The sequence below is a fragment of the Alcanivorax nanhaiticus genome (assembly GCF_000756665.1).
Lineage (GTDB): Bacteria > Pseudomonadota > Gammaproteobacteria > Pseudomonadales > Alcanivoracaceae > Alcanivorax > Alcanivorax nanhaiticus.
Map to the genome: position 1 here is coordinate 22606 of NZ_ARXV01000017.1, position 14307 is coordinate 36912.

At 50.1% G+C, this 14307-nt stretch carries 14 protein-coding genes; 1 reads left to right on the forward strand and 13 read right to left on the reverse strand.

Features of this window, described 5'->3' with window-relative positions; translation table 11 throughout:
• The first annotated feature begins 42 nt into the window (after positions 1-42).
• Positions 43-1359, forward strand: a complete 1317-nt coding sequence (locus Y5S_RS16405; RefSeq protein WP_231552727.1) for a sugar transferase — start codon at positions 43-45, stop codon at positions 1357-1359.
• Positions 1360-1433: 74 nt separating this feature from the next.
• Here Y5S_RS16405 and Y5S_RS16410 read toward each other — a convergent pair whose 3' ends face one another.
• The 13 genes from Y5S_RS16410 to galE all read right to left on the reverse strand — a co-directional run bounded on the left by Y5S_RS16410 (position 1434) and on the right by galE (position 14303).
• A complete protein-coding gene (locus Y5S_RS16410; RefSeq protein WP_035234570.1) occupies positions 1434-2372 on the reverse strand; it encodes a UDP-glucuronic acid decarboxylase family protein in 939 nt (312 codons plus the stop codon).
• A gap of 1 nt (position 2373) precedes the next feature.
• On the reverse strand, positions 2374-3168 hold the full coding sequence (locus Y5S_RS16415; protein WP_197055167.1) for a glycosyltransferase family 2 protein: 795 nt from the start codon (positions 3166-3168) through the stop codon (positions 2374-2376).
• The gene (locus tag Y5S_RS16420; protein ID WP_035234571.1) at positions 3165-4715 is read right to left on the reverse strand and encodes a capsule biosynthesis protein; all 1551 of its coding nucleotides are present in this window, start codon (positions 4713-4715) and stop codon (positions 3165-3167) included. The genes Y5S_RS16415 and Y5S_RS16420 overlap by 4 nt, the downstream gene beginning before the upstream one ends.
• A 44-nt stretch (positions 4716-4759) precedes the next feature.
• Positions 4760-5257, reverse strand: coding sequence for an acyltransferase (locus Y5S_RS19525; RefSeq protein ID WP_156107823.1), 498 nt, complete (start codon positions 5255-5257; stop codon positions 4760-4762).
• Between the two features lie 116 nt (positions 5258-5373).
• Positions 5374-6618 carry an MATE family efflux transporter gene (locus Y5S_RS16425; protein WP_035234572.1) on the reverse strand — a complete coding sequence of 415 codons (1245 nt, stop codon included), beginning with the start codon at positions 6616-6618 and terminating at the stop codon, positions 5374-5376.
• A 38-nt stretch (positions 6619-6656) separates the two neighbouring features.
• A complete protein-coding gene (locus Y5S_RS16430) occupies positions 6657-7592 on the reverse strand; it encodes a hypothetical protein (RefSeq protein WP_035234574.1) in 936 nt (311 codons plus the stop codon).
• Between the two features lie 10 nt (positions 7593-7602).
• A complete protein-coding gene (pseI, locus tag Y5S_RS16435) occupies positions 7603-8664 on the reverse strand; it encodes a pseudaminic acid synthase (protein WP_035234575.1) in 1062 nt (353 codons plus the stop codon).
• On the reverse strand, positions 8661-9182 hold the full coding sequence (gene pseH, locus Y5S_RS16440) for a UDP-4-amino-4,6-dideoxy-N-acetyl-beta-L-altrosamine N-acetyltransferase (RefSeq protein ID WP_197055168.1): 522 nt from the start codon (positions 9180-9182) through the stop codon (positions 8661-8663). Before pseH ends, pseI begins: the two co-directional genes overlap by 4 nt.
• On the reverse strand, positions 9175-10296 hold the full coding sequence (gene pseG / locus Y5S_RS16445; protein WP_035234577.1) for a UDP-2,4-diacetamido-2,4,6-trideoxy-beta-L-altropyranose hydrolase: 1122 nt from the start codon (positions 10294-10296) through the stop codon (positions 9175-9177). Before pseG ends, pseH begins: the two co-directional genes overlap by 8 nt.
• On the reverse strand, positions 10293-11000 hold the full coding sequence (gene pseF, locus Y5S_RS16450) for a pseudaminic acid cytidylyltransferase (protein WP_035234578.1): 708 nt from the start codon (positions 10998-11000) through the stop codon (positions 10293-10295). The genes pseG and pseF overlap by 4 nt, the downstream gene beginning before the upstream one ends.
• Complete coding sequence (gene pseC, locus Y5S_RS16455) at positions 10997-12154, reverse strand: UDP-4-amino-4,6-dideoxy-N-acetyl-beta-L-altrosamine transaminase (protein ID WP_035234579.1); 1158 nt, start codon at positions 12152-12154, stop codon at positions 10997-10999. The genes pseF and pseC overlap by 4 nt, the downstream gene beginning before the upstream one ends.
• Positions 12154-13152, reverse strand: a complete 999-nt coding sequence (gene pseB / locus Y5S_RS16460; protein WP_035234580.1) for a UDP-N-acetylglucosamine 4,6-dehydratase (inverting) — start codon at positions 13150-13152, stop codon at positions 12154-12156. Before pseB ends, pseC begins: the two co-directional genes overlap by 1 nt.
• Positions 13153-13286: 134 nt before the next feature.
• Positions 13287-14303: a UDP-glucose 4-epimerase GalE gene (gene galE / locus Y5S_RS16465; RefSeq protein WP_035234627.1), complete on the reverse strand. Its 1017-nt coding sequence runs from the start codon at positions 14301-14303 to the stop codon at positions 13287-13289.
• Between the last annotated feature and the right edge of the window lie 4 nt (positions 14304-14307).

Genomic DNA, 14307 nt, shown 5'->3' on the forward strand with positions numbered 1-14307 from the left:
AATCCCCTCCTGCCTGACAGTCACCCGACACGGAGACAGGCCTTGTCACTGCCGACCCAGAATGAGCTGAGCATGCATCAGGATCCGATCACACTCTCCCCCTCTCGCCACAACCGCTGGTATGAGCGTGTTTTACTCAACTCAGTGATCGGCCACCTCCTGGCACTGGCGAGCATTACCTTGGGTGCCCAATTCATCAGTTACCAGTCTTGGGTACAAAACGATAATCAGGTCATCACGCTCGGCCTGCTTGCTCTCTGCTACGTGATCAGCATCTACCTTGGCAAAAACATCGCGAGATTTGCAGGCGGCAAAGCCATTTCTCATATGCTGGGGACCAGTCTAGTCGCCGTGGCCCTAGTGATCACCGTGGTACTGTTACTAAGACTGGAATACGCACGTAGCTCACTGGTAATTGGCGTTTGTATTCTGCTCACCACCCAGATGCTCTCCGTCGCGATAACTCAGCGCTTCAAGAAACTGAAGGTGGCTTTTGTTCCCACCGAGCACATTGAGGCCCTACTACCTCGCAATGCCAAAAATATGGAATATCGTGTTTTGAAAGAACCGGACCTTGGTGGGAGCCGCTTCGACGGTATTGTAGTGGACATGGATGCAGAGCTGGAACCTGACTGGATCCGCTTTATTAGTCACTGCAATATCTCAGGAATTCCAGTCTTTAATGCCCGTAAAGTTACGGAATCCCTCGATGGGAAGGTAAATCTTTCAACCCTGCAGAGCACAGATCTGGCAAACCTGCAGCCTCAACCGGTTTATTTGGCAGCCAAACGCGCCTTTGACATTCTGGTGACCTTGGCCGTTGCCCCACTGTTGTTGCCTGTTTGCATCATTGTTGCCATCTTGATTCGCCTCGACTCACCAGGCTCAACGATTTTTATTCAGCAACGTATTGGCAAGGGCAACTGCGTCTTCAGCATGTACAAGTTTCGGTCCATGCGCCCACTTGAAGACGCCAATGCAGCACCACAATTCGCCGATAAAGACGCTCATCGCATTACTCGACTTGGCGCCTTTATCCGCAAATTCCGCATAGACGAACTGCCGCAGTTTTTTAATGTTTTGAAAGGTGACATGAGCCTAATCGGCCCGCGCCCAGAACAGCCCGGCTTTGTGGAAAAGTTTGAAGAAGAAGTACCCTATTACAGCTATCGCCACATTGTAAGGCCAGGCATTACAGGCTGGGCGCAGGTCAACCAAGGTTATGCGACCGACACAGAGAGCACTCGCGAGAAAGTCGAAAACGACTTTTATTACATTAAGCACCTATCACCAAGCCTAGACTTCCTGATAATTATCCGCACACTCAGGACCATAGCCACAGGTTTTGGCGCAATGTAGTCAGAACAGGTTTTGAAAAGCCGGCATGATAGAAATTCATGTCATGCCAGCGTTTCTCACGACACCCTTTCAGCTCAACCAGCAGAAAGAAGGTTTTCGAAGTAAGTAATAGTTTTTTTCAGCCCTTCGTCCAAATTTATTCCTGGCTGCCAACCCAGCTGACTTTCTGCTTTCGTGATATCAGGTCGGCGCTGACGAGGATCATCTTGAGGAAGCGGCTCGAACACCAGTTTTGATGAAGACCCCGTCAAATCGATAACATGCTCCGCCAATTCTCGAACCGTAAACTCCCCCGGGTTGCCCAGGTTGATTGGCCCAGTCACAGATGAGTCACTGTTCATCAGGCGGACAAAGCCCTCGATGAGGTCGTCGACATAGCAGAAACTTCTTGTCTGATTCCCTTCTCCATAGACCGTAATATCTTCACCGCGCAGGGCCTGAACAATAAAATTGCTTACTACGCGGCCATCATCAGGGTTCATCCTGGGCCCGTAAGTATTAAAGATACGTGCAACCTTGATGGAAAGCTCAAACTGACGCTGGTGGTCAAAGAACAGCGTTTCCGCGCAACGCTTACCCTCGTCATAACATGAGCGAATACCAATAGGGTTCACCAGCCCCCAATAGCTTTCGGGCTGTGGATGCACCTCAGGATCACCATAAACCTCACTAGTGGATGCCTGAAACACTGTTGCTCCCAAACGCTTGGCAAGATCCAGCATATTCATGGCACCAAGAACACTGGTCTTCATGGTATGAATGGGGTCATGCTGATAGTGAACCGGGGAAGCAGGGCAAGCCAAATTATAAATCTGGTCTACCTCAACCATGAGGGGAAGGGTGACATCATGGCGGATCAACTCAAATTCAGGATTATCAAGCAAATGCAGTACATTGCTCTTTCTTCCGGTATAAAAGTTGTCAACACAAAGAACTTCGTTCCCCTCATTAAGCAAACGCTCGCAAAGATGTGAACCAAGAAATCCTGCACCGCCAGTGACTAGAACACGCATTTCACATCCTTCCTTTAAAAATTCTCAAGTAAACAGCTCCGCAGACATGAGTAAAGGTCATAAGCAAGGCTGCAGGCAAGCTGCGACCGGGATACTCCCTATGCATCATAAATACCTTTTTTGCCATTTCCAGCTTCGAACCGGAAATCTGCCCTTCAACCTTCCGGTAATTAAGAACAGGCAAGAGCAGCTTATGGCATACCACTCCGGATTCGAGAATACGGAGCCAGCAGTGATTATCCTCTACAGCCCGGTAGCGAATACTTTCTTCAAAAGGGTGACATAGCAACAGCTCTCGAAGAATAATCACGCTAGAGGTAGGAATCCTGTTGCGAATAGATTGCTGATTGAAATTCACAACTCCGAAACGCAAATCTTCGAACCTGGGAAACTTAATATGCCGGTCATCAGTGAAGTCCACCATCGCCGAGCAAGCAAATACGCCACCCCGCTCCTCCAGAAGGCGTAATTGCAGCACCAGCTTGTCCGGATGCCAAATATCATCAGCATCAAGAAAGGCTACGTACTTGCCCTTCGCTGCTTGCACCCCAACATTTCTTGGCCCAGCAGGCCCGCCAAAGTTTTCTGGCAGCGCAATTAGCCGAATACGTGGATCACGGTCACACCAGCCCTGAACAACCTCCCGTGTACTATCGCCGGAACAATCATCAACGATGATCATTTCCCAATTAGCAAAGCTTTGATCAATTACTGATTCGATGGTTTTGCCGATAAGTGCTTCAGCATTCCATGACGGGGTGACAACGCTTACAACCGGCAATGTATTCTCCATCATCCCCTGTCTCCTCGGGCAAACCAGGATCTCACGGTGTCCACCCAGCGGAACCCCAAACGGCGATTTACCGATTTGACAGGCAAAGTATTCGCCGAAAATTCGGCATCAGCCAGCTCGCCCCAATCTCTACGCTCTAACAGATCAACAACAGCTCGCTCACCAAGATCATTATCACCATATGATGGATCATCAGGCGAAATCCGCCCAGTCTCGATCATGGAAACAATTTTCCCTACATCAGCTCCCTCGTGATATCGGTAGCGAGTGGTCTCAATCGCCTTCACATGATCAACAAACTGCGGGAATCGATGGGAGCGGACATAAAGAAATCGAAGTGTTTTGCGTCTCACCAAATCAGGGTCAAGATCCTTCAGGCCATTATTTTCCATGTCCTCACGTGAGAGATAGACCTGAACAAACCCGGCTTCCTGGTAGGTTGAGGGTCCCAAACAAACCACCTGTTTACCACAGGCACCAGCTTCAACAGAGGAGCTCCCCCCGTTAAGAATGACCGTATCAGCCTGCTGAATCAGATCATAGGTGCTTGCTTTTTCTTCACTGCTAATGAAGTGAATTCCACGCTTTATAGCCCAATCCCGATAAAGAGAAAGAGACCTGTCGCCCTGCGCCTTACCAATATTTTCAGCCCAATTAGGATGACAACGCAGAACCACTTGCTCGGGCTTCACGCCAAAAACATCAAAAAAATCATCAAGAGCTTGCGTATTATCAACCCAGCTCGTCATCCACTCATCATGCCCAGCGAATTCATTTTTACTGCTTGGCACAATCAGGAACCGCTTACCCTCTGCCATCACCGGCCACGGAGCTGGCTCGGGGTTTCTATTGTAAAGGCGCCATTCCAGTGAATTGCGCTGAAGAAAACGCTCACCAATGAGTCTGCCAGCATAAGCAGCCTGGTGCGGAAGCAGAGGTTTGTCATCAAACTCAGCTACAAGCTGCCCAAGCCCCTTTAGTGATAAGCAGTTGGCATTGGGTATGAGTTGAATTCCATCACCAAACCAGGTTCTTTCATGGGTAATAAAAGGAATGTTCAGACTTTCACACGCATAAGTCAGTCCTCGAGTCAGATCCATTCTGCCATTAAAACAAATGACAGCCTCAAGCTGGTTAGCCTGAATCCACGACCTGGCACTTTCGTAAACAGAAGCCGTCGGTGCTTTCAGCCTTTCCCTTACCGAAACGACTTCTGGGTCCATCCATTCACCCTCAGACTCGGTACGAGTTACAGTACAGGAACTCGAAAGCACGAGCTTATCCAGCTTGGCATCGGAAAGCTGGCTTCCTTGAGTACGAATACCTGTAACGTTTCGACCTGTATAAGAGCGGACCCCGCCTACCATGCATTTCGTGCACTCTTTATACCTTGCCGAGCCTTTGATCTCCCTTGCATAGCAGTCCGACACTGCAGCATCACAGGTCAGGAAAAACACTTCATGTCCCGCCTCCCTAAACAGTTCAGAAAGGTAGAAGAGGTGTTCGACATGAGGCCGAAAGGAAAAAATGTTAGCAAATCCGACTCGCATATGAAGCTATCACCTATTTATCAAGAGGTCCCATGCTGAGGGTTTCAAAATCTACTACCTATCTTTCTGGCTGGCATTCCTGCAACAACTGAAAAATCTTCGACATCAGATGTCACTACTGAGTTGGCTCCAATGACAACCCCCTTACCAATTCTAACGCCTGGACACACAACCACATTGATACCCAGCCAGCAGTCAGGCCCGATCTCAATTGGACTATCAAGAGAATCAAGGCTGCCTTCCTTTTCACGAATGAACCTTTCCTGCTCCCGAATGGTTAATTCAGGGATTTCTCTGAAAGGATGTGTTCCTGATGAGATAAAGACGTTAGGAGCCAGAATGCAACCCTCGCCAATTTTAACAGACCCATTAATTGTGGCTCGTCGCTGAATCGAAGTTCCAGCACCAACAGAAATCATTGCTGCTGTTTCAATTTCAACACCATGAGATATCCATACTGCCGGCCCAACAAATAAACGCGCCTCTGGTGCAAGTGTAATAATAGTATCTCGGCCGATTTTTGTGCCGCGACCCAGTTCCATAGACTTCCAGTTGCCATCTATCAGCGCTTCGGGATGAACCCTTGCTCTGTCGCGAAGCGCAAAATGCAAGGAAGCCAACCATCGCACGATGAAAACTCGCCGAAAATGTCTAATCCTCAACATTCACCCAACCTCACTTTCAACGCGTAGCCAACAACAGCCAAGTACCTCACAACGGTCACAGTCAAGGCCATAAAGGCCATACTCTCAAACGACAGGGGTTCATGCCCCATCAATTGCAAACCGCCCCACCATAGCGACAGCCCCACAAGCCCGGAAGCAACCGTTATGGCAAGAAGAGGGCTTTCTTTACCCACCACGATAAGCATGCTCGACCAAAAGTCTGAAAACCGAAAAACCGCTATCACAATAAACAAGGGCAAAATGCTAGCTGCAAACACATATCCGGGATAGAACTCATTTATCAACCAAGCGAGCAGCATCGTCGCTGGTATAGAAAACAACAGACCTGCAGCTAGTATGAAGCAACTGGCCTTCACTACTCTCATGAAGACTTTCTCTATACCAAACTCAGCGTACGCACGAGCAAGACTTGGAAAAAAAGAGGCATTAACTATAACCTGCATAGATTGAGAAGCCGCAATAACAATCCATACAAATGCATAGCCAGCAAAATACTCGGGAGATAGCACCTCGGCGGCCACCCAACGATCGCCATTGGCAAAAATGAAGCCGATCACGATTACCGCTGCGAGTGAAATTGCGCTTGCCCAATCAATCTTGCTAAAACGAGCCAGTGCCACTGCTAACAATATCGAAAAAGAATACTTCCCTCTCCTGAACGTAGCGGACAAATGGAGTACAGAGAGACCGATCGATACCAACGCTTCAGCAAGGATGACATCAGTGGAGGAGTATCGATACGTAGAAGCTATATAACCTGCTCCCAGCACGATACAGGCACGATAAAGATTCTGATTACTGAAGCGTATTGATTCCCCCCGACTACGGCTTTCTATAGTAGCAAGGAGAAATGTCTGCTGACTGAGGCCATGTAATAGCCCCGCGAGCAGTCCCGCTGAGGCAAGTCCCGCCGCTTCACCTCCCAATACCGGCAGCAAAGAACCGACCAAGAAACAAACAATCGATACCATCAAAGACTGAAGCAACAAAACAAGCGAAGAGCGAAACCTGCCAGCAAGTAGATCCATGGGCATTTGTCGCTGCAGCATGGTTTGAAGGCCAAGACAACCGAGAATACTGAACGTGCTGGAGACCAAAAGTGCGGCGCTGTAGATGGCAAATTCTTCATGGCTGAGCAATCGAGCGTACAGCAATGGCCTCAGCATCATGACCAGCATGGCTATTGCCAAAATCGGCACATACCAGAGTTTCTTCATCTGTCAACCAAACTCATATCCATGCATGCGCAGGCATCTCAAGTAATGGCCTTTAATGTTTCCGGATCCCGGATGTCGTTGGCAACGCCATAGTCGAACAATGCAAACTGAAACTGAAGCAGCAGGCGTGGAGAATTGGTCGGAGTCATCCCCTTATGCAAGCACCATGTGTCTTCAGCAAATCCTTCTCCTGCATTCCCACAAATCTCTACAATGCTGCTATCTGGATAGGTTTCACTAACTTCTTCATCGCTATAACGGCGGATATTCCAACGATCCAGGAAGGACTTTGCCGGTGCCTTACCCTGAGAGCCCAAGACACAGACATGTGCACCATCCCCCTCCTTTACATCAGTCAGGTAGAAGAAGAATTTGAAAAAACGGAAATCATCCACGTCTCGATGAAACACATGAGCATGCCGGCTTCTGTCTTCATCCGTGGCATCAACAGGAAAAGTCCACCAAAGATTAGCACCAACAAATGTTGGCTTTGACTTAAGATAGAGGCCAGCTATCTGGTTCAAAACAGGATCACTAATTAGTTTGGCGACTTCCGGGCATTCGCTCAGCGTATTGAAGTATTGAGCCACCAGAATAGTCTTATCCAGCTGTTTCTCAGCGGCCACCCTGTCAGCAACAAGAAAGCCTTTATCAACATTCCGGTCTGCATAACAGTGCGTATCTCCAGTGAACTTTAGGATCTTCTCCACCACATGGCCCGGCAGTTTCAGCCCAAATGCAGCACCATCGCGTTCAAGATCTCTGGAAACCCTGACTGGATCCACGTCGGGGAAATAGGTATCCACCTCTAAACCAGGATTGACGCCCTCCCCAACCAACATTCTTCGACTATAAGTGAACAGCCAACGAAACAACGAAAATCGGGCAAAAGCACGCATCAATGTATAACCTGGCTGATGCCGCAAACTAACCAACAACTGTCGAACCTTGTTAATTGCGATACTTCTTGTCATCACACAACTCTCAACTAGACCAGTCGATGGAATCTTGACTCACTGGGGAAGCAAACTCGACATCCTTATCCAATCGCTTACCCACCACCTGATCATAAAACTTGGGGGGGAGCCCAAATCCAGGCCGAACACTTCTGATCGCGTCTGGAGTAATCACATCACCTTTCTGGAGTGTTTTGATAAAGTACAGAGAGCGCCGAAATTGTGCATTTCCCTGCTCGCTGGACTTTCTCCCATAATCAACAGCTCCCAGAGCTGACCAAACGGTTTTACTATCCCGGCACAGCGCTACCAGCTCTTTCGGTTCCAGCGAAAATGAATCGTCAGGGCCTCCGCCATTGCGATCCAAAGTAAAATGTTTCTCAATAATCGCAGCACCCAGTGCAACACTGGCAACAGCAGTTGTGTTATCCAAGGTGTGATCTGACAGCCCTGTGACCAAACCATAGCGGCGGATCATGTCAGGGATCGTCTGCAGATTGTAATCTTCTGCAGGTGCAGGGTAGCCGCTAACGCAATGAAGGATCGCCAGCTGCTCGCAGCCGCCTTCCCTCGCAGCTTCAATCGCCTCCTGAATTTCTTCGGCGTCGGCCATACCTGTAGAAATGATCATTGGCTTGCCGGTGCTCGCCACATAACGAATCAACGGCAGGTCGACAGCTTCAAAAGAGGCGATCTTGTACGCGGGAGCATTCAAGTCCTCAAGAAGATCTACTGCCGTGGGATCAAACGGTGAGCTGAAAACCTGGATGCTTCGCTTATGGGCATGCTCAAAGATGGGCTTGTGCCACTCCCAAGGCATATGCGCCTCTTCATAGAGCTCGTAAAGCGTTCGACCATCCCAGAGCCCACCTTTGATTTTGAATTCTTCAGAATCACAATCAAGCGTTATAGTGTCTGGCCGATACGTTTGCAGTTTGACTGCATCCGCTCCGGCACGTGCTGCCTCATCAACAATCTTGAGTGCCGTCTCAAGCTTGCCGTTATGATTGGCCGACAACTCAGCAATGATATATGGCGGGCGACTAGATGAAATTTCGCGGCCAGCGATAACTATCTTTGCTTCACTCATAATACTGACTCACTAACCAAGGCTTCCCATTCATTTTCCAACAGACCAAAACAGACGACATCTCTGTATTCCTTGCCATCATAATGTTGATCTCTCAGGCGACCCTCTTGTCTGAAACCCAGAGACAGGTGAAACCGAACGGAACGGTCGTTAAAATCCAACGCCTGACCACAAACTTTATGGAGAGAAAGGGCACTAAACGCAAAAGAAAGTGCCGAGTGTCCCAGCCTCCTACCAACCCCCTTTTCGGATCCAGGCGCAACATAAAATCCCCAATCAGCCACAGGCCGGCTGCGAGTGCGAGAAAGATTGACAAATCCCTTCGGTAATCCCTCTTCTTCGTAGATAAGCAGATCCACATCTGGGTTTTCGTCAACACTCTTGAACCACGCCCGATGCTCCTTAAGAGCAATTTCATGTGTTGTATACATATAGCGTCGTACATCTGGGTGATTTCGCCAACTGAGCACCATCTCAAGATCCGACTCAACCATACCTCTGATAAGCGATTCAGGCATTTTTGCCCCCTGTTATCTTCAGCATATGATGGAGCACGCGATCTAAACCCTGGCCATCGCAAATTTGTGATGCAGCCCGACTCATTGCTTCAAGAGCTTCACAATTGTCAGATTTCATCCGTTCAAGCCATTCTGCCAATGAGTGCGAAAGGCCCTCTTCCATGGCAATGAGATAGGCGGCACCGGAAGCGGATAAAGCGACAGCGCCGGCACGCTGATTTTCTGCAAGAATAACCAATGCGGTGGGCACCCCCAAGCAGCACCGCTCCCATGCTGAACCACCCGCGGCACCAATCACCAAATCGGCATGGCTCATCCGCTCAGCCATGTTTGAAACATTTACACTGACTGTCACTTTCAACGGCAAGCGCTGCTGCAACTCACGTACCTGTTGCAGGTGAGGCGCCCGTTCACCCAGCACCACGTCAAACTCAATCCCGGAGAAACCTCCGTGCTCCGCAACGGCAGTCAAAATCTGGCTAGTCACGTTATCGGCATCCACACCGCCAAGTGAAATCATGATGCGTTGCAGCTTTGCCTCAGATCGATATTGGAGGCTCACCGGCCTCCAACGCAGAAACTCAGAACGTAATAGTGCGTATTTTGGCCCGGCAAGACAGATAGCGGCCGAAGGAATCAGGCCTTTGTAAGAATCTTCGAACCGGCCCAGATTCTGATCTACAAGTAAATCGCACTGATGATCCCTGTTGGCAAGATCATCAATAACCAAGACATGCTCAACTTCCAAACGCTCAACGACCAGCTTTTCCCATTCAGCATCCAATGCATAGTGGTCCACCACCAACCAGTCCACACACCGATTAACCAAACAAGCAGCGGTCTCCAATGCATCATCGGCCAAAGATGAGCCAAGCCAGGACTTGTAATCTGTGCCTGCAAGACAATCGGGCTTGGGTTTGGAGCCAGAGGAAGTCAGTAAAACCAGCTCAAACCCGGCACTGATGATTCTCTTTCCCAGATGCCCTTCATGTTCACGACAAACAAACAAGCACTCATGACCTTCATCCCGAAGACGGGAAGCAAGGGCCAGGCAACGCATGACATGACCTGAACCGATCAACAGGGAAGCATCGGCACGAAAAACAACGTTCATGTTTCGAAACCGCCTTGAGCAGACCGCATAGCATGAAACATCCACTCAGCACGGGTCCAATCCTCTTGGGTATCAACATCCTGAACCCGGTGCCTTGGCAGCATCACTGGTACCGATTGAGGCCCAAATATAGTCGACTCATTCAACCATGCGTCTGCCTTTCCCCAATAGAATTGCCCAGCATCATGATATGCGTCTTCAAGATCCTGTGAGCGAGCCGCAAACAGCTCCGGGTTAAACATGGCTATTCTGCCATTAGCATCCAGCCTGAAAGCCCGCTGAATTGGAAATGCGTAACTGGTGGCTGAAAAGGCATAATCATGATCGCTATCCCTAATGAGACTCCAGCCCCGCTGCAAATCCCCCGTTTGAATAAAGGGCGCAGTTGCATAGATACAGCATGCAAACTCAACTGCGGCTCCATTCCCGCTCACCCACTCAACCGCATGACGAATGACCGGTAAGGTGCCAGTGAAATCATCAGACAGCTCGGGAGGCCTGATAAAAGGCACCTCAGCGCCATGCTGAATAGCAACTTCCGAAATTTCCGCATCGTCCGTAGAGACGATAACCCTGTCGAAGCACTGACTCTTTAATGCGGCCTCAATCGACCAAGCAATCATCGGCTTCCCAAAGAAGGGTTTGATATTCTTCTTGGGGATTCGCTTACTGCCACCCCGAGCAGGAATAACCGCCAGTCTCACGATGCCTCCATTGCCTTGGCCAAGGTAGCCACGACAAAATCCTGATCCTGGCTGCTCAGCCCCGGAAACATCGGAAGACTGATAGCTTCTTCGTAGTACTCCATGGCATGAGGAAAATCGCCAGCGGTAAAGCCCATCGCCTGATAATAGGGCTGGGTGTGAACGGGAATGTAATGCAAGTTGACGCCAATCCCTTGCTCTCGCAACAGCTCGAACACCCTGCGATGACGTGCCGGACCACCAGCGACTCGAATCACATACAAGTGCAAGCCCGAATAGCTGTCCGGGTGCTGCCAGGGAGTAATGACCGGGAGCGTCGACAATAATTCATCATAGCGCCCTGCCAGTTCGTGACGGCAAGCCACAAAATCATCAAGTCGCGCCATCTGGCTAAGGCCGAGTGCGGCCTGCAACTCAGTCATCCGGTAATTGAAACCAAGCTCCACCTGCTGGTAATACCAGGGGCCATCTGACTCATGTGTCATCTGCTTTGGATCACGGGTGATACCATGACTGCGCAGCAGCTGCATTTTCTCTGCAAACCCGTCATCATTGGTGACCGCCATACCGCCTTCCGCGGAAGTAATAATCTTCACAGGGTGGAAACTGAAAATGGTGATATCGCTATATCGGCCGCTTCCTATTGGCTCTCCATCGTACCGTCCGCCGATTGCGTGAGACGCGTCCTCAATTACCCGAAAAGCATACTTATCGGCCAGCTTGCTGATCGCCTTCATATCGCAAGGCTGACCACATAGATGCACCGCCACAACAACCTTTGGAAGTGCACCTTCCTTCTCTGCCATTTCCAATTTCGCTTCAAGGGCCGCCGGGCTCAAGTTGTAGGTGCGAGGGTCGATATCAACAAAATCGACGCTGGCGCCGCAATACAGGGCACAATTCGCGGAAGCGACAAAAGTGACAGGCGTGGTCCACAGTCGATCACCCGGCCCCAAACCCAAAGCAAGGCAGGCAAGGTGCAAGGCCGAAGTGGCGCTGTTAACGGCAATGGCATGGCGCGCGCCGCAATAAGAAGCTACAGCCTCTTCAAAAGCCGGCACCTTGGGCCCCTGAGTCAGAAAATCAGACTTGAGCACCTCAATCACAGCATCAATATCAGCCTGGGAGATATCCTGGCGGCCATACGGAATCATCAAATTTTCCCGATCTCACCAAAATTGTCGTCAATCCAGCTTTGTAGCTCCTCGTCTGACATCCACTCTCTATTATTGTCACTGGCGTAGACAAAACCCTCGGGAACCTTCGTCCCATCCTTTATCCGTTCCTTGCATGTAGCCCATTCATTGATGGTAGGGAGGATCTTGAAATGCTCTGGGTACTCGTAGGTGTAATAGGCATCTTCTGCACTGATCATCTGCTCGTGCAGTTTTTCACCCGGTCTAATACCGATTACGTCCTGCTCCGCATCTGGCGCAACGACACGAGCCAGATCCGTCACCTTCATGGACGGGATCTTCTTCACATAGATCTCGCCACCGACCATATCCTCAAAGGCATGCCATACCAGCTCCACCCCCTGCTCAAGGGAAATCATGAAGCGAGTCATACGTGGATCGGTAATGGGCAGCACTCCCTTGTCTTTAATCGACATGAAGAACGGGATTACCGAACCTCTGGAGCCCATCACATTGCCGTAGCGCACAACCGAAAACTTGGTTTCGTGGCCGCCAGCATAGGAGTTACCGGCCACAAACAACTTGTCGGAGGCCAGCTTGGTCGCGCCATAAAGATTGATCGGGCTGCTGGCCTTGTCAGTCGACAACGCCACCACACCCTTGACGCCCTTGTCGATACAGGCATCAATCAGGTTCATGGCCCCATTGATATTGGTTTTAACGCATTCAAAGGGGTTATATTCGGCTGTGGGGACAATTTTTGTCGCAGCGGCATGCACCACATAGTCCACACCATCAAGGGCACGATAAAGACGCTCACGATCCCGAACATCGCCAATAAAGAACCGAAGACGGTCATCTCCCTGATACAGCTTGGCCATTTCCCACTGTTTCATCTCATCACGGGAGAATACGATGATTTTCTTGGGGTTATACTTTTCCAGGGTCATGGGAATGAACTTGTGCCCGAAGGAGCCTGTTCCGCCCGTCACCAGGATTGTCTTGTCTTGAAACATCGAAATACCCTTAAACTCTACGGATAACCCCTGACAAGGCTAGCCTCCCTGGATCATCCTGATTAAGCCGGAGAGCCTTCCGGCTCAACCATACCAATAATTTGTTTTATTTCAGAAGGTTACAGAAATCCGCACTAGACACCAAACCCTTCAGGATTCTTTTCCTGCCAGCGCCAGTGATCCGCGCACATCTCATCAATCCCACGCTCTGCTTTCCATCCCAACACCTTCAAGGCATGGCTGGGGTCAGCAAAGCATTGCGCCACATCGCCCGGACGGCGGGCTACTATCTCATAGGGCAACCGACGACAGGAAGCCTCAGCAAAAGCGGTTACCATCTCCAGCACACTGTATCCTCGCCCCGTTCCCAGATTGGCAGTAATCAACTCACCACCATTCCTTACCGCAGCCAGCGCCGCCAAGTGCCCCTGCGCGAGGTCCATGACATGAATGTAGTCACGTACCCCCGTGCCGTCCGGAGTGGGATAATCGCCGCCAAACACACTCAGTTTTTCGCGCTTTCCCACCGCAACCTGAGCCACGTAGGGCATCAGATTGTTGGGAATTCCAGCCGGGTCCTCCCCGATTTCCCCACTACAGTGAGCACCCACAGGATTGAAATAACGCAATAACGCAATGCCCCATCGGCTATCCGACACCTTCAGATCCCGCAACATATCCTCAATATGCAACTTCGTCGCACCATAAGGGTTTGTGCTACTCAGGGGAAAGTCTTCACGAATGGGCACTGTCGCGGGATCACCGTACACCGTGGCCGAAGAACTGAACACCAGTCGCAAAACACCAGCACGGTCCATGGCCTCGAGTAACCGCAAGGTACCTAGCACATTGCAATCATAATAGCGTAAGGGCTGGGCAACCGATTCACCCACCGCCTTCAGGCCCGCAAAATGAATCACAGAACCGATATCATGAGCGGCGAATAGCTGATCCAGGCACTGACTATCGCGAATGTCGCCATGGATAAAGCACAACTCCCGCGCTGTTAACTTTTGAACACGTCGCAGGCTCTCCTCGCTACTATTGGAAAGGTTATCGAGGACAACCACCTCATAGCCCGCCTCCAGAAGCAATAAAACGGTATGAGAACCAATGTAACCGGCACCTCCGGTAACAAGTACTTTTTGCATCACA